The organism is Gilliamella sp. LMG 34362 (genome assembly GCF_984569125.1).
The window spans coordinates 927249-944171 of sequence record NZ_OZ474902.1 but is presented as its reverse complement, the minus strand read 5'-3'; the positions used below and the strand labels follow the sequence as shown (position 1 = coordinate 944171).

Below are 16923 nucleotides of genomic sequence, written 5' to 3'. Positions count from 1 at the left end.
ATGAAAAAAGATTACTTCGAAAATCTATCTGACGCCGAAATTTGGCGTCAGAAATCGGAAAACAATAACTCTCTTGCCAATGATGTCGAATTCTTAAAATATCGATTGAGTCAAGTCGGCAACATTGACCATTTTAATGAAGCAAGACAACAGCAACCTAGTTATCCCAAAGTTGAACGTGTGTCAGTACAACCACAAATTTGGAATGAACGCTATACAGCTAAATCAAAACCTCGTGTGAATATTATCGCACTTATTCGTCGTCTAATTATGTTTGTGCTTATAGCAGTTCAAACATACTATGGAACAATTTATTTATCGTCACTTTTGCCGTATCAAAGCTGGCAAAAGATTAGTTTTATGGCTAATTGGGACATCAATCCTGAACTCGCTATCTATAGTATTATTCCTTATATCATACAGGGCTTCATTATTGGTCTCTTTGCTATTTTATTTTGTTGGATCTCAATCGGTTTTTGGACTAGTATCATGGGTCTTATTTTGGCAGTGATAAAAAAAGACCGTTATACTATTGCTATTCCTAATGATCCCGCAGCTCATATTGACGCAAAACATCGTACTGCTTTAGTCATGCCTATTTGTAATGAAGATGTTTCACGAGTATTCGCTGGACTTGAAGCCACCTATGAATCACTAGTTGAAACAGGACATGCTCAATATTGTGATTTTTATATTCTTAGTGATACAAACGATCCTGATTTGTATGTTAATGAATTAAAGGCTTGGGCTGATTTTAATGCTAAAAAAGCAGATAATGGTTGTAATATTTTCTATCGTCATCGTAAACGCCGTGTAAAACGTAAAAGCGGTAATATCGATGACTTTTGTCGTCGCTGGGGCCATCAATATGAGTATATGATGATTCTTGATGCTGATAGTATTATGACTGGGGATTGTATTTTAAAAATGGTTGCCATGATGGAAATGAATCCAACAGCGGGTATATTACAATCACCACCAAAATCGGTCAGAATGACAACCTTATACGGCCGTATTCAACAATTTGCCAATCAAATTTATAGCGATATTTTTTGCTCAGGTACTCACTTCTGGCAACTAAGTGAAGCCCAATATTGGGGTCACAATGCCATGATTCGCCTAAAACCTTTTATTGAACACTGTATTTTATCACCATTGCAAAAACGTAAAGGCCCGATTCATATCTTATCGCATGATCTGGTTGAAGCAACTTTAATGCGCCGAGCTGGTTATGGAGTATGGATTGCTTACGATATGAACGGTAGTTATGAAGAGTTGCCAGGTAATATGATTGAAGATCTTAAACGAGATAATCGTTGGTGTATGGGTAATCTGATCAATCTTCGATTAATATTCAAAAGTGGCATTACTTTAACCCATCGAGTTATGTTTTTAACCAGTGGTATGGCTTACATTTCATCATTATTGTGGTTGGTATTTTTAATTTTCTCAACACTATTATTATTAGTGTTCAATATTTCTGAACCACAATATTTTTTCCAACCAAACCAATTTTATCCAACTTGGCCAAGATGGGATGAACAATTAGCTATTCAACTACTTTCAACCACGATGGTATTGCTGTTTGCACCTAAATTATTTAGCTATGGTATTATTATAGCCAGAACAGGGGCAAAAGATGTTGGTGGAATATTTAAACTAACCTTATCAATTCTTATTGAAATGGTGTGGTCAATGATCCTTGCTCCAATCCGTATGATCTTCCATAGCAAATTCGTTGTTAAAGCATGGCTTGGTAGCAAAATTCAATGGAAGTCACCATCACGAAGTGATGATGCCTTAACTTGGGGGGAATCATTCTACTTTTGTTGGCCTTTATCGTTATTAGGAATTGTGTGGTTATGTGTGATTATTTGGTTAAATCCACAATTTACCTATTGGTATATCGCAATTTTAATTCCATTAACTATTTCACCACTAGTAATTCGTATTTCTGGTTTATCCAGTATTGGTATGAAAGCTAAAAAAGCAGGGTTATTTTTAACACCTGAAGAAACCCACCCTTCACGTGCAGTAAAACTCACTGGTGACTATTTAGCGCAAACCGAAGCTGCTTTTATGGAACATGGCTTTATTATGGCACTTGTTGATCCTATTTATAATGCATTAGCCTGTGCATTATCGACTTCTCGTCATTTACCTAATACAAAAAATCAGCAATTGCGCCAACAACTGATTGAGCACTATCAGCAAGTGGATTTAGAAAAAATCAGTAAAGAACAACAATTAGCGATTTTAGAAGACCCTATTATTCTTTCTGCACTTCATTGTCACATCTGGCATCAGCAAGAAAAATACGACAATTTGTTCTCATTATGGCAAAATGAACGCCAGCAATAAGAGATAGGGCTTAATGCCCTATTTCTTCTTTTAGTAATTAATCAAAATCCATGGATATTTTTTTATGACTTGGCAACCTAATGCATCAATTAATAATTTACTTAAGCGCGCTAAAATTGTATCTCAAGTAAGACAGTTTTTCGCTGATCGCTGTATATTAGAAGTCGAGACGCCAACCTTAAGCCAATATGCAGTAACAGATGTGCATCTGAGCTCATTTCATACCTTATTTTTAAAACCTGGTGAAACCAATGAACAACAAGGGCAGAAAATGTCATTAATCACCAGCCCTGAATATCATATGAAGCGTTTATTAGCGGCTGGCAGTGGCCCTATTTATCAAATATGTAAATGCTTTCGTAATCATGAAGAAGTGAGTCGCTATCATAATCCTGAATTTACCATGCTTGAGTGGTATCGTATCCAATTTGATATGATGCAAATGATTAACGAGGTCGATGATCTTCTACAAAACATTTTAGATTGCGAACCAGCCGAACGTATCTCTTATCAAAAAGCATTTCAACGTCATCTAAATATTGATCCATTGGAAGCTGATCAAGCAAGCCTAATTGATGCGATTAAAAAGCTTAATATCGAGCTCAATACTGATGATTATGATCGAGACACTTTATTACAATGCCTATTTAGTTTCGGCGTCGAACCTCATATTGGTCAAGAAAAGCCCGTTGCAGTATATAATTTCCCCGCTTCTCAAGCAGCATTAGCAGCAATCAGTTCGGAAGACCATCGAGTCGCCAGCCGTTTTGAGTTTTATTATAAAGGGGTTGAACTGGCTAATGGATTTAAAGAATTAACCAATCCGCAAGAACAAAAGATGCGTTTTGAACAAAATAATATTGATAGGGCTAATCAAAATTTACCGCCACAAAATATTGATATTGAGTTAATTGCGGCTATGGAAGCTGGTTTACCTGATTGTGCCGGTGTTGCCGTAGGACTTGACCGCTTAATTATGTTAGCACTTGATGCCATGAATTTAGACGATGTCATTTCATTCACTTTTGCAAGGGCTTGATCATGTTTGGAAGTTTAGGCTTAAGTGAATGGACAGCGATAATAATTGCTATTATCGCCGTTGTTTTATTAATCGCTTTATTAAAAACGCAATTTAGAGCCAATAATCTACATGCTTTATTTGATTTACAACTAAATCAAAAAAAACAAGAAAATCAAGTTTTAACCACTCAAATAACACAGTTGGAACAAGAATTAAACCAATGCCAACAACAAAATATCGCCCAAAATATCAAAATTAGCGAGTTACAAACTCGTTTGGAAGAGACCATGAATGCGGCACAGCAACGGCAAACCATTCTGGAACAAAGTGAGCAACGCTTAACAACTCAGTTCGAAAATTTAGCTAATCGAATTTTTGAACAAAGCGGCAAAAAGATTGAGCAACAAAATAAACAAAGTTTAGATTTTCTACTTTCACCACTAAAACAACAATTAGAAAGCTTTCAGAAACAGGTTCAAGACAGCTTTGGACAAGAAGCCAAAGAGCGTCATACTCTCACCCATGAAATCCGCAATTTGCAACAGCTTAATGAATTAATGACTAAGGAAGCCACTAATTTAACTAATGCATTAAAAGGCAATAACAAAACTCAAGGTAATTGGGGAGAGTTTATTCTTAGTCAAATTTTGGATAATTCAGGACTCCGCTTGGGACATGAGTATCACACTCAGGTTAATTTAACCAATGAAAATAATCAACGATTGCAACCAGATGTAATTGTTCATTTACCTCAAGGTGGTGATGTTGTCATTGATTCAAAAGTTACTTTAGTTGCCTATGAACGTTACTTTAACAGTGATGACGATGATATTAGAACTAAGGCTATTGCCGATCATCTTGCTTCGGTACGTAATCATTTAAAACAGCTTAGCCAAAAAGATTATCACAAACTCATTGGTATCAATTCATTAGATTATGTTTTAATGTTTATTCCAGTTGAACCAGCATTTTTGTCAGCAATTGATCAAGATCCTACATTAATTAATGATGCTTTAAAAAACAATATTATGATTGTTAGTCCAACAACCTTATTGGTAGCGTTAAGAACTATTCATAATTTGTGGCGATTTGAATACCAAAATCGTAACGCCGAACTTATTGCTGATAGAGCAAGTAAACTATATGATAAAGTTCGTGGTTTTATTGAGGATATGGAAAACCTAGGTAACTGCTTAGATAAAGCGCAACAAACCTATCAATCTTCAATGAACAAACTATCTAAAGGACGAGGTAATGTTGTTGGTCAAATAGAACGATTCAGGGAATTAGGAATTGAAGTAAAAAAACCGATCAATCCTGATATAGCCCAACTATCAGTTGATGAACTTGAACGTGAACAAGAAGATTATCCATCTTGCCACGATACTCAATAAAACTAATCACAACTCATTGTGCAATGACGTTTTAATTAATGTAAAAATTTAACTTAAATATCTTAATTCACCATCAGAAAAAATACGTGTATACTCATTTAACACAGAGGGGGACGATATGGCAAAAAAACAAGATAAAGAAGCAAGTTTTGAAGAAACGATCAAACAACTTGAAGCAATTGTCACTCAACTTGAAAATGGTGATTTACCATTAGATGAAGCTTTAAATGAGTTTGAAAAAGGGATTAAATTAGCCCGTTCAGGTCAAAAACAACTTAATGAGGCTGAACAACGCATCCAAATTTTGTTATCTGAAAATAGTGATGCTCAATTATCTGAATTTTCAATTGATAATAATGAATAGCACAAAACCATTACAAGAACGTATTGATAATTATTTAACAACGTATATTTCGCAATTTGCCCCTTCAAACTTGCAACAGGCGATGAGCTACAGTCTGCTTGCCGGAGGCAAACGAATCCGCCCCATTCTAGTTTATCTAACTGGGCAGATGTTTAATTGTCCTTTAGAAAAACTTGACCCTATTGCAGCAGCTATTGAATCAATGCATACTTATTCTTTAATTCATGATGATCTACCTGCCATGGATAATGATAACCTCAGGCGGGGTAAACCTACTTGTCATATTCAATTTGGTCAAGCAGAAGCAATTCTTGCTGGCGATGCCTTACAATCGCTAGCTTTTGGTTTATTATGCGAAAATCAACATATTGATAACCAAAGTAAAATTAATATGATTAGTGAACTTGCTAACGCCAGTGGTCTTGCAGGTATGTGCTTAGGTCAATCACTTGATTTGCAAGCAGAACAACAAAAAGTAACCCTTGAACATTTACAAAATATCCATAATTATAAAACCGGTGCTTTAATTCAAGCTGCAGTTAGGCTTGGTGCTTATGCTAGTGGTGAGGTAGCCAAACCCTATTATCAAATCTTAGATGACTATGCTCAAGCTATTGGATTAGCATTTCAAATTCAAGATGACATTTTAGATGTTATTGGTGAACAAGAACTAATGGGTAAACCACAAGGCTCAGATATTGCACTTGAAAAAAGTACTTATCCGGCATTAGTTGGCTTACAAAATGCAATTGAAATGACAAACACATTATATCGACAAGCTATCGATAGTCTGCAGCAAATACCTTATAATAGCCAACCATTACAAGATCTTGCTGGTTTTATTATTAATCGAAATAGTTAACCTAATAACTAGATGATAAAAATGAATTTAGATAAATTTCCTTTATTAAAGCAAATCAATTTCCCCACGGATCTTAAACGTTATCCGCTATCACAATTGCCAGAGATTTGTCAGGAATTACGACAATTTTTATTAGATAGTGTTAGTCAATCTAGTGGCCATTTAGCTTCAGGTTTAGGTGTAGTCGAATTAACCGTTGCTTTACATTATGTCTATAACACTCCATTTGATAAAATTATATGGGATGTAGGGCATCAAGCTTATCCGCATAAAATCCTTACTGGTCGACGTGATCAGATGCTAACCATTCGCCAAAAAGGTGGATTGCACCCTTTTCCTCATCGTTATGAAAGTGAATACGATGTGTTAACAACTGGCCATTCATCAACATCTATTAGTGCCGCGCTAGGTATTGCTATTGCTGAACAACAAAAGCAATCAGGACAAAAAGTAGCAGCAATTATTGGTGATGGAGCATTAACCGCTGGTATGGCATTTGAAGCAATGAATCACGCAGGTCATATAAAACCTGATATGCTAGTCATTGTTAATGACAACGATATGTCGATTTCTGAAAACACCGGCGCACTTAATCAGCATTTAGCGCAACTTTTAACAAGTAAAGCTTATACCTCTTTTCGTGAAAGTGGTAAAAAAGTCCTTTCGAATATTCCGCCATTAAAAGAATTATTCAAAAAAACCGAAGAACATTTAAAAGGATTAGTGACTCCAGCCATTTTATTTGAAGAATTAGGCTTCAATTATATTGGCCCAGTAGATGGTCATGATGTCGAAACACTTGTAGCTACCTTGCAAAATGTGAGGCAGTTAAAAGGACCACAACTACTGCACATTATTACTCAAAAAGGTAAAGGCTATGGCCCTGCCGAACAAAACCCGACTTTATGGCATGGTGTTCCCAAATTTAATCCCAACGAAGGGACTTTACCGATTTCAAAAAAAGTTGCACCAACCTATTCAAAAATATTCGGAGATTGGCTGTGTGAGATAGCCGAACATGATAAACGTTTAATGGCAATTACCCCTGCCATGGGCGAAGGCTCTGGTATGACTGAATTTGCAAAACGATATCCCAATCAATTTTTCGATGTGGCCATTGCTGAGCAACATGCGGTAACGTTAGCCGCAGGCTTTGCTATTAGTGAATTTAAACCGGTAGTAGCCATCTATTCCACTTTTTTGCAACGTGCGTATGATCAAGTGATCCATGATATTGCTATCCAAAATTTACCTGTCCTGTTTGCTATAGATAGAGCTGGTATTGTTGGCGCTGATGGTGAAACCCATCAAGGGGCTTTCGATTTAAGTTTTCTACGCTGTATTCCTAATCTTGTTATTATGACTCCGAGTGATGAAAATGAATGTCGACAAATGCTTTATACAGGTTATTTACATAATGGCCCATCAGCGGTACGTTATCCTCGTGGTGAAGGATGTGGTGCTAGCTTACAACCACTCAATCCAATACCATTGGGACAATCAAAATACTGTCGTGAAGGTGAAAATATTGCTTTACTTAATTTTGGCACATTATTACCTGAAGCTTTACAAGCAGCCGATCAAATAAATGCTACAGTGATAGATATGCGTTTTGTAAAACCACTAGATGAAAAAGTCCTTTTGCACATTGGTCAAAGCCATAATATACTTGTCACCATCGAAGAGAACAGTATCAAAGGTGGGGCAGGAAGCGCCGTCAATGAATTTTTGTTATCGAAAAAAACAAAATGTGATATTTTAAACATCGGATTGCCTGATGTGTTTATTCCACAAGGATCACAACAAGAAATGCGTGATGAAGTTGGATTAAACGCCAAACATATAATCGACAAAATTAATACATTTATAAAACTATAGGTTAAATATGGAAACTCAAGCTGTCACGGTTCAGATTTTTGGGCGAACTTTAAAATTTAATTGCCCTGTTGAAGAAGTTGACGCACTTACAAATGCGGCTAAAGATTTAGATGCACGCTTAACAAATTTACGAGAAAAATCACCACAAGTTGGCAGCGATCAACTTATTATGACTGCTGCACTAAATATATCTTATGAACTAACTAAAGAGAAAGAAAAAAGCGATGAGTTTGCTAATAGATTAAAAATGCTACAGCAGTTACTTGATTCCGCTTTAAATACCAACAATTAGTTAGCTTAAACGTAAATAATCAACAAAGACTATTGTATGATTCTCTAAATTTTGTATTATATTAATTATCTCTGAGATGCTCGGGATAAGGGTTAGTCCCCTGAGCCGATATTCTTTAATTTAGAGTGGTGTGGTTTTTGATTGGTGTGTATGCCTAATTTATTTAGGAAACCTAAAAATTAAAACATGCAACTCACCTTGAACCTTGGGTTCAAGGGTTACGACCCTAACGACATCTTGGAGTGCTTCTTTACTTTTTTTTCAATCGATAACTAATGAATATTCGGCAAGCGATACGTCAAAAAAGACGTGATTTATCTCCACAACAACGCTGTAATGCGCAGCAAATTATTTATCAAAAAATTAAAAATCATCCAGCTTTGAATCAAGCTGAAAATATCGCTATTTTTTTGTCATTTGATGGGGAAGTCGATACTAAACCGATTATTGAATATCTATGGCAACAAAACAAATCAGTCTACTTACCAATTACCCATCCATTTTGTAAAAATCACCTACTCTTTTTAAAGTACACCACAAATACGCCACTCATAAAAAATCATTTTGGCATCTTTGAACCAGAACTTAATGTCAATAATGTCATTCCGTTTGCACAACTTGATATCGTCTTTACACCATTAGTTGCTTTTGATGAACGAGGTTATCGTATGGGAATGGGCGGTGGCTATTACGACCGAATGCTAGCAAATTATCAACAACAACAGATATTACCTATTGGGCTCGCATTTTCCTGCCAAAAATTGGCCAATATTGATAATCAACCTTGGGATATCAAATTGCCAGAAATAATTTATGCTTAAACAGGCATTATCATAAAATCAAACAAACTATAAGTAATCAATAACTGGTTATTTTAGCTTATTCGACTTTTTCAGAATGGCTGCCATTAGCGGACGATGGCAATGATAAATCATGTCAGATTTTAACATCACTAATTCGGCTAACGGTACAGTCCAATCAGGTATTTCAGTAGTCTCTGGATGTTTTCGATCAATCGGATTATCTACAGTATAAAGCTCAGTACTAGCAAATAAATCTTGCTTTTTAGCAATATCTACATCATCACTGTCGCTAAGCATTTTACAGTTATCTAATAGTTCTTGGGCAAATTGTTCTGGCCAATCATCCGCAAAGTGCTTAAATTTAGCAAAGCTTGCAATGTGCCTCAACATATCACGAAACAGTAATAAATAGACCATTTGAACATTTCGCCCAGATAAACTAGCAAGCTGTTCGTCAGACAATTTGTTATTGAAAACACTAGGCCCCCATTTAAAAAACAGCGTATCTTTATACAAATTGATGATATGTTTAGCTGCACTATATTTCGACTTAACTAAACTATCAATTTCACGCGATAGTTGCATGGTAGGATAACCAACATTATTACGACCATTTAAGTCTCGTTCTGATAAAGATTGTGTTTTTTTGCTGGGTAACAGTTTTTTCAAAAATCCTAACATGATATATCACTCAAACTATCTATTTTTTTGTCTAACAATTTCAAATAAGCAAATACCTGTCGCTACCGAAACATTAAGTGAAGAGACAATTCCTGCCATAGGTATACTGACTAGCTCATCACAATGCTCTTTAGTTAATCGACGCATACCTTCGCCTTCAGCCCCCATTACTAAGGCCAGAGATAAGTTTTTTGAACTTTTATAAAAATCAGTCTGATAAAGTGTGCTGGTTGCTTCACCGGCAGTACCTACAATCCAGACTTGATATTCATCTTGTAACATCCGCATAGTTCGAGCTAAATTGGTAACTCTAACTACAGGCACGCTTTCAGCGGCGCCACAAGCAACTTTTTGTGCGGTTGAGTTAAGTGGTGCAGAGCGATCCTTTGGCACAATAATAAAATTGACACCAGCGGCATCAGCGGTACGAATGCAGGCACCTAAATTATGTGGGTCGGTCACACCGTCTAAAATTAAAATAACCGGATTAGGATGTTGTTCCATCAATAGTGGTATATCATTTTCCTGATAACCACGGCTTGGTTTTACCATCGCTAATATACCTTGATGAACACCATTTTTTGATTTTTCATCTAGATATTGTCTATTGGTTACTTTCACTGTTAAACTTAACTGTTCTAATTCTTGAACAAGGGCAGTCAAGCGTTTATCTTCTCGACCTTTAGCGATAAAAACTTCAATAATTCTTTCTGGAGCACGCGTTAACAATGCTTCAATGGCGTGGATACCGTATACTGTTTCACTCATCTATTAATTACTCTTTTTTCTTTTATTACTTGATGTCGATGCTGATTTAGATTTAGTCTTAGATGCCGCTTTAGATTTTGCTTTAGCTTTTGTTCGTTTTTTACTTTTCACTTTAGCTTCTGCTTTATTTGCTACTTTAGCGTTCGCTTTTTTCTTTTTGCTATCTGGTGGACTTTTAGCTTTGCGTTTTACTGGTAAATCAGTAGCAAAACTTATATCAGCTTTATTAGCTTTATCTCTTGCCGTCTTACCTTGACGTTGTGGCTTATTATTACTGCCGACCAAAGAAAAATCAATTTTACGCTCTTCTGGATTAACATTATCGACTTTTACTTGAACTTTATCACCTAAACGATAACTAAAGCGAGTATTCTCACCAATTAGACGATTACGTGATGCATCATAAATATAATAATCATTTTCCAGTGACGAAACATGCACTAAACCATCAATAAACAGATCATCTAACCGGACAAAAAAGCCGAAATTAACCACACTAGAGATAGTACCATTGAATACCTCACCAACATGATCTTGCATATAGTCACATTTTAGCCAATCAACGACATCACGCACGGCTTCATCCGCACGACGTTCAGTTATTGAGCAGTGTTCACCAAAATAAAGCATTTCGCTAATGGTATAACGATGCCCACCAGTTTTACTGGTTTTATGTTGTTCATTCGCCAGTACCCATTTAATGGCTCGATGTAATAATAAATCAGGATAACGACGAATTGGCGACGTGAAATGAGCATATTCTTCAAGCGCTAGGCCAAAATGACCACGATTTTCGGGATCATAAATTGCTTGCTTCATTGAGCGTAAAATTACAGTCTGTAACATCTCATGATCGGGTCTTGCTTCAACATCAACCATTAATTTGGCAATATCTTTAGGTGTTGGATTTGCTCCACCGCCAAGTGATAAACCGAGTTCACTTAAAATACTGCGTAAATTATTCATGCGATCTTCATCCGGTCTATCATGCACGCGGAATAAAGACGGAATCTCAGCATTAATGACCAATTTTGCCGCAGCAACATTGGCTAAAATCATACACTCTTCAATAATTTTATGTGCGTCATTACGCTGTACTAATTCAATACTCTCAATACGTTTATCTGCATTAAAAATGAATTTTGGTTCTTCTGACTCAAAACCAATTGCGCCACGAGTAACCCGAGCATTATCTAATACCTTATATAAGCCATAAAGATTTTCAAGATGAGGTACTAACTCTCGATAATGTTCACGTAACTCTTTATCACCTTCTAAAATTTTGGCAACCTTAGTATAAGTTAAGCGAGCGTGTGAGTTCATTACTGCTTCATAAAATTGATAACCGGTTAAACGTCCTTTGTTCGACACCGTCATTTCACAAACTAAACATAAACGATCAACTTGTGGATTGAGAGAACAAAGGCCATTAGATAACACCTCCGGTAACATTGGTACCACCCGTGAAGGAAAATAGACCGACGTACCTCGTAAGCAAGCCTCTTTATCTAAAGCTTTACCGTTGCGAACATAATAACTCACATCAGCAATTGCTACCCATAATCGATAGCCACCGCCACGATTTTTTTGACAATAAACTGCATCATCAAAATCACGGGCATCTTCACCATCAATAGTAACTAACGGTAAATCTCGTAGATCTTTACGTCCTTTTTTAGCACTTTCAGGCACTTGATCACTAAATTTGTTGACCTCTTTTTCAACTGCTTTAGGAAATTCGTAAGGGATCTCATGATTACGTAACGCAATATCTATTGCTAAATTGGTTCCCATAATCTCACCAAGAACTTCTTTAATAATACCTACTGCTTTTTGACGACGCTCAGGACGTTGTTGTAATTCAACTACCACAACCGACCCCATTCTTACGGTGCGATTTGGTTTACCCGCGATCAAAATATCAAAGTTCAATCGACTGTCATCAGGTACCACAAAGCCAACACCTTGTTCAATAAAATATCGCCCAACGATTTGGTTAGTTCTGGGTTCTAAAATTCGTACTACACGTGCTTCTGTTTTACCTCTATATTGGCTACCAATTGGTTGTGCTAATATAACATCACCCTGTAACACTTTTTTCATTTGTTCAGGTGATAAAAAATAATCTTCTGGTTTTCCTTCTACCCTTAAAAAACCAAAGCCATCACGGTGGGCAATAACACTCCCCTTCACCATATCGAATTTTTCCGGTAAGGCATAACACTTACGCCGTGTAAACACCACTTGGCCATCACGTTCCATCGCCCGCAATCTTCGATGTAATGCTTCTTTTTGTTCATCATTCTTAATTGATACTGCTTGAGCTATCTTGTCTAAATTAGCTGGTTTTGCTTCTTTAGTAAGATAGTCTAAAATCAGCTCACGGCTGGCGATCGGCGAATCATATTTTTTCGCCTCACGATCATAAAATGGATCTTTTATCATATGGAACGTCCTGTGATCGAATATTAGGTTAAGCATAACATAGAGTTGCATAACTTAAAATCAAGATTACTTTTTTGAAGTGCAAAAGCCTTTACTCACAACATATTTATAATTACTAATTCTTAAGATTCATGATTAATAAATAGGAGATGCTAATAAGGTAATTTATCTAAATAAAATATAAATATAATTTATATCTATTTATTCAGCTTTGTTTGATTGTTTTTTGATCAAAAAATTGCTTCCAGTACGCTACGCATAACTGGAAGCAATTTTTCTCTGCTTTTAATATATAAAATGTTTCCCTTTTATATTAAACATATTTTAATCACCACGACAAACACCCGTTGTACTTGGATATCTTGGCTCCTGACGATCAACTTCACCTGTCTTACCCTTTACTCGGTAAACAAAGCTGTTATTCCATAGTTCAGCAGTCCATAAATCACCATCTGGAAGCCAGATTCCACCATAGAGTTTTGTAATACCCCACTCGCTCATAAATGTACCCACTGCCCTTATAAAATGAGACTCATTATTAGTCAGCTCAGAAGGTGTATATAAATATTTTAACCGAAAATCTCTATCTAGTGCTTGCGCTTTAGTAATTTTATTTATCCCGCTACAAAAACTTAATAAATTAAATCCTAAACTCGTATTTACAAGCTTTGAATTACTAAACACAATTGCCTTACCTGTTCCCTTCTTTGGCCATTTTTTAGGAACTGGAATAGTAAAACTATCAAACCTTTCCCAATTACGACCATTATAAAATTCCATTGTTATTGTTGGTGTGCCATTTTGAATAAATTGACTTTTTTGCCCTGCAATATAATTTACCGTACAATTTGAAGCATAACCACCAATTGTTGATAAGCTTATCTTTCCACCACCATTAGACGTATAACAACGATAAAGACTTTGGTCTGAACCACTACCGACTAAAGTAAAGGCCGCATTCTGAAAACCGGTAGTTGGAAAACCACTATTTCGTGAAAAACCATAGGTATTATTAAAGACATTGGGATCATGATCACCAAAGTGAGTCATTTCATTCGGTCGTAAATAACATATTTGCCCATTTGGAATTATCCTATATTCTACCGAACTACTGCCATAGTAACGATTTCTAGGTAAACCATATTGAGTATTGGCCTGAATATTCGAAACTTCTACCCGTAATTTATAAGGTCCACCACAATTCCAAAGCTCCCAACTTAACTTATCATTAGGTATTTGAATGCCATTCTCAAACCAAGTTGCTCTAATTGTGCCCGATACATAACCGCCAACTTGATCACCATCAATATCATCAACCTTAAGTGCCGATGGGATACGTGCAACACCATCAGTTGATAAAGCAAAAGCCAAAACGTCTTTGAAATGCATCCCTTTAGGGGCTCGCAAGATAAGATCTGTATCCCAAGCACTGATCCATTCAGTACCGCCTTGTCCATTACGATTAGGAAAATTAATCCACATGATTTGACGTAAATCAGTTAGCGGTGTTACGCCATCAGTTAATAAAATATACGGCGTATTACCGGTTATCATTTTTTCAGTTTGAGCAGAATATGAAGATAATGCCCATACATTATTTACCAATAACAGACTACTTAGAATAAAAATTATTTGTGCAAATAGTGTTTGATATCTAGTTAAATTTATCGCTTTTTGTTTATTTTTATGTTGATGGATATTTAATACAATTTTTGCTATATAAGTTTTTAGATTATGGAAAGATGAGTTTATGGCAGATTTTATTTGCGAAGTTTGTTTAGCCTGAAAGATGGCTAGAATACTATTTAGCCTATATGGCTGGCTGGCTGGCTGGCTGGCTGGCTGGCTGGCTGGCTGGCTGGCTGGCTGGCTGGCTGGCTGGCTGGCTGGCTGGCTGGCTGGCTCCTAAACAACTGTATTTTAACATTTTTTCAATCCCTTGTCAATGTATCCAATTATTTTATAACAATAAAAATATATTTTATTGACTTAAATAGTATAAATATATGCATTAATTTTGACAAATATTGTTTCGTAATGAATTGTTAAGATTCATGATTAATAAATAGGAGATGCTGATAAGGTAATTTAACTAAATAAAGTATAAGTATAATTTATACTTATTTATTGAGCTTTATTTGATTGTTTTTTGATCAAAAAATTGTTCCAGTACGCTCCACTTAACTGGAACAATTTTTCTTTACAGTATACCTAAAATGTTGCTGATTGTTATTAAATATATATTAATCACCTCGGCAAACAGTTGTTGTACTTTGATATCTTGGCGACTGAGCTTCAATTCGACCTGTCATTCCCATTACACGATAAATCCTTCTATCATCACTTGTTATGTCAGCTGTCCAGAGATCACCATCAGGGCGCCAAACTCCACCATATCTTTTTGTAATACCCCACTCACCCATAAACGTACCTACAGCCCTTATAAAATGAGACTGATTATTACTCAGTTCATCAGCTTTATACAAATATTGTGCCCGAAAACCTAGGCTATGCGATTGAATATAACTGATTTTTTCTATATTACTACAAAAAGTCAATGCATAATAATTCTTGATATCGTAAAACCAGTAACCATCACCAAAAAACATTGCTTTACCAGAGCCTTTACTAGGCCATTTATTAGGAACTGGAATAGTAAAATTATCTATCCATTCCCAATAACGACCATTATAAAATTCCATTGTTATTGTTGGTGTGCCATTTTGAATAAATTGACTTTTTTGCCCTGCAATATAATTTACCGTACAATTCGAACCATAACCACCAATTGTCGATAAGCTTATCTTTCCACCACCATTAGACGTATAACAACGATAAAGACTTTGGTCTGAACCACTACCGACTAAAGTAAAGGCCGCATTCTGAAAACCGGTAGTTGGAAAACCACTATTTCGTGAAAAACCATAGGTATTATTAAAGACATTGGGATCATGATCACCAAAGTGAGTCATTTCATTCGGTCGTAAATAACATATTTGACCATTTGGAATTATCCTATACTCTACCGAACTACTGCCATAGTAACGATTTCTAGGTAAACCATATTGAGTATTGGCCTGAATATTCGAAACTTCTACGCGTAATTTATAAGGTCCTCCACAATTCCCAAGCTCCGAGCTTAACTGATCATTAGGTATTTGAATACCATTCTCAAACCAAGTTGCTCTAATTGTACCAGAGACATAACCACCAACTTCATCACCATCAATGTCATCAACATTAAGTGTTGATGGATTATGCGCTTCACCATCCGTTGGAGTTGCAAATGTCCACACATCATTGAAATGCATTCCTTTAGGGGCTCGCAAGATAAGATCTGTATCCCAGGCACTGATCCATTCAGTACCGCCTTGTCCATTACGATTAGGAAAATTAACCCCCATAATTTGACGTAAATCAGTTAGTGGTGTTACGCCATCAGTTAATAAAATATACGGCGTATTACCGGTTATCATTTTTTCAGTTTGAGCAGAATATGAAGATAATGCCCATACATTATTTACCAATGATAAACTACTTAGAATAAAAATTATTTGTGCAAATAGTGTTTGATATCTAGTTAAATTTATCGCTTTTTGTTTATTTTTATGTTGATGGATATTTAATACAATTTTTGCTATGTAAGTTTTTAGATTATGGAAAGATAAGTTTATAGCAGATTTTACTTGCGAAGTTTGTTTAGCCTGAAAGATGGCTAGAATACTATTTAGCCTATATGGCTGGCTGGCTGGCTGGCTGGCTGGCTGGCTGGCTGGCTGGCTGGCTGGCTGGCTGGCTGGCTGGCTGGCTGGCTGGCTGGCTGGCCTCTAAACAACTGTATTTTAACATTTTTTCAATCCCTTGTCAATGTATCCAATTATTTTATAACAATAAAAATATATTTTATTGACTTAAATAGTATAAATATATTCATTAATTTTGACAAATATTGTTTCGTAATGAATTGTTAAGATATGTAAGCAAGAATTGATGCAAAAAATATTCCTCAATATTTTGATTAAAAAATTTTACATAAAATTAACTTTCCCTATTT

Annotated in this window: 13 protein-coding genes and 1 other RNA gene; 9 read left to right on the top strand and 5 right to left on the bottom strand. The window is 35.9% G+C overall.

What is annotated here, in order from left to right; all coding sequences use genetic code 11:
• From mdoH to AC5LWZ_RS04400, 9 genes are all read left to right on the top strand, one after another.
• Complete coding sequence (gene mdoH, locus AC5LWZ_RS04440; RefSeq protein WP_493464041.1) at nt 1-2361, top strand: glucans biosynthesis glucosyltransferase MdoH; 2361 nt, start codon at nt 1-3, stop codon at nt 2359-2361.
• Nucleotides 2362-2425: 64 nt separating this feature from the next.
• Nucleotides 2426-3400 carry an elongation factor P--(R)-beta-lysine ligase gene (gene epmA / locus AC5LWZ_RS04435; RefSeq protein WP_493464040.1) on the top strand — a complete coding sequence of 325 codons (975 nt, stop codon included), beginning with the start codon at nt 2426-2428 and terminating at the stop codon, nt 3398-3400.
• Nucleotides 3401-3402: 2 nt separating this feature from the next.
• On the top strand, nt 3403-4776 hold the full coding sequence (rmuC, locus tag AC5LWZ_RS04430; RefSeq protein ID WP_294912848.1) for a DNA recombination protein RmuC: 1374 nt from the start codon (nt 3403-3405) through the stop codon (nt 4774-4776).
• Nucleotides 4777-4894: 118 nt separating this feature from the next.
• Complete coding sequence (gene xseB / locus AC5LWZ_RS04425; protein ID WP_065614071.1) at nt 4895-5140, top strand: exodeoxyribonuclease VII small subunit; 246 nt, start codon at nt 4895-4897, stop codon at nt 5138-5140.
• Nucleotides 5130-6002 (top strand): (2E,6E)-farnesyl diphosphate synthase, encoded by an 873-nt coding sequence (gene ispA, locus AC5LWZ_RS04420; RefSeq protein WP_493464174.1) that lies wholly within the window; start codon nt 5130-5132, stop codon nt 6000-6002. Before xseB ends, ispA begins: the two co-directional genes overlap by 11 nt.
• A 12-nt stretch (nt 6003-6014) precedes the next feature.
• Nucleotides 6015-7880, top strand: a complete 1866-nt coding sequence (dxs, locus tag AC5LWZ_RS04415; protein ID WP_370547301.1) for a 1-deoxy-D-xylulose-5-phosphate synthase — start codon at nt 6015-6017, stop codon at nt 7878-7880.
• Nucleotides 7881-7887: 7 nt separating this feature from the next.
• A complete protein-coding gene (zapA, locus tag AC5LWZ_RS04410; RefSeq protein WP_034903801.1) occupies nt 7888-8172 on the top strand; it encodes a cell division protein ZapA in 285 nt (94 codons plus the stop codon).
• Nucleotides 8173-8237: 65 nt separating this feature from the next.
• Nucleotides 8238-8420: non-coding RNA, 6S RNA (gene ssrS / locus AC5LWZ_RS04405), on the top strand.
• A gap of 27 nt (nt 8421-8447) precedes the next feature.
• Complete coding sequence (locus AC5LWZ_RS04400) at nt 8448-8993, top strand: 5-formyltetrahydrofolate cyclo-ligase (protein ID WP_198221927.1); 546 nt, start codon at nt 8448-8450, stop codon at nt 8991-8993.
• A gap of 48 nt (nt 8994-9041) precedes the next feature.
• Here the strand turns inward: AC5LWZ_RS04400 and AC5LWZ_RS04395 are convergent, their stop codons facing one another.
• From AC5LWZ_RS04395 to AC5LWZ_RS04375, 5 genes are all read right to left on the bottom strand, one after another.
• Nucleotides 9042-9644, bottom strand: a complete 603-nt coding sequence (locus AC5LWZ_RS04395; protein WP_146208345.1) for a hypothetical protein — start codon at nt 9642-9644, stop codon at nt 9042-9044.
• A gap of 27 nt (nt 9645-9671) precedes the next feature.
• Complete coding sequence (gene rlmB, locus AC5LWZ_RS04390; protein WP_493464039.1) at nt 9672-10424, bottom strand: 23S rRNA (guanosine(2251)-2'-O)-methyltransferase RlmB; 753 nt, start codon at nt 10422-10424, stop codon at nt 9672-9674.
• 3 nt (nt 10425-10427) lie between these two features.
• Entirely contained in the window at nt 10428-12869 is a 2442-nt protein-coding gene (rnr, locus tag AC5LWZ_RS04385) for a ribonuclease R (RefSeq protein ID WP_493464038.1), read from the bottom strand.
• A gap of 324 nt (nt 12870-13193) precedes the next feature.
• The gene (locus AC5LWZ_RS04380) at nt 13194-14474 is read right to left on the bottom strand and encodes a hypothetical protein (protein WP_493464037.1); all 1281 of its coding nucleotides are present in this window, start codon (nt 14472-14474) and stop codon (nt 13194-13196) included.
• 638 nt (nt 14475-15112) lie between these two features.
• A complete protein-coding gene (locus AC5LWZ_RS04375; protein ID WP_493464036.1) occupies nt 15113-16396 on the bottom strand; it encodes a hypothetical protein in 1284 nt (427 codons plus the stop codon).
• Between the last annotated feature and the right edge of the window lie 527 nt (nt 16397-16923).

Excerpts from the sequence above, each read along its gene's own strand:
- zapA (WP_034903801.1), top strand. The coding sequence starts at position 7,888 with ATGGAAACTCAAGCTGTCACGGTTCAGATTTTTGGGCGAACTTTAAAA.
- rnr (WP_493464038.1), bottom strand. The coding sequence starts at position 12,869 with ATGATAAAAGATCCATTTTATGATCGTGAGGCGAAAAAATATGATTCG.
- AC5LWZ_RS04400 (WP_198221927.1), top strand. The coding sequence starts at position 8,448 with ATGAATATTCGGCAAGCGATACGTCAAAAAAGACGTGATTTATCTCCA.
- rlmB (WP_493464039.1), bottom strand. The coding sequence starts at position 10,424 with ATGAGTGAAACAGTATACGGTATCCACGCCATTGAAGCATTGTTAACG.
- epmA (WP_493464040.1), top strand. The coding sequence starts at position 2,426 with ATGACTTGGCAACCTAATGCATCAATTAATAATTTACTTAAGCGCGCT.
- mdoH (WP_493464041.1), top strand. The coding sequence starts at position 1 with ATGAAAAAAGATTACTTCGAAAATCTATCTGACGCCGAAATTTGGCGT.
- xseB (WP_065614071.1), top strand. The coding sequence starts at position 4,895 with ATGGCAAAAAAACAAGATAAAGAAGCAAGTTTTGAAGAAACGATCAAA.
- dxs (WP_370547301.1), top strand. The coding sequence starts at position 6,015 with ATGATAAAAATGAATTTAGATAAATTTCCTTTATTAAAGCAAATCAAT.
- rmuC (WP_294912848.1), top strand. The coding sequence starts at position 3,403 with ATGTTTGGAAGTTTAGGCTTAAGTGAATGGACAGCGATAATAATTGCT.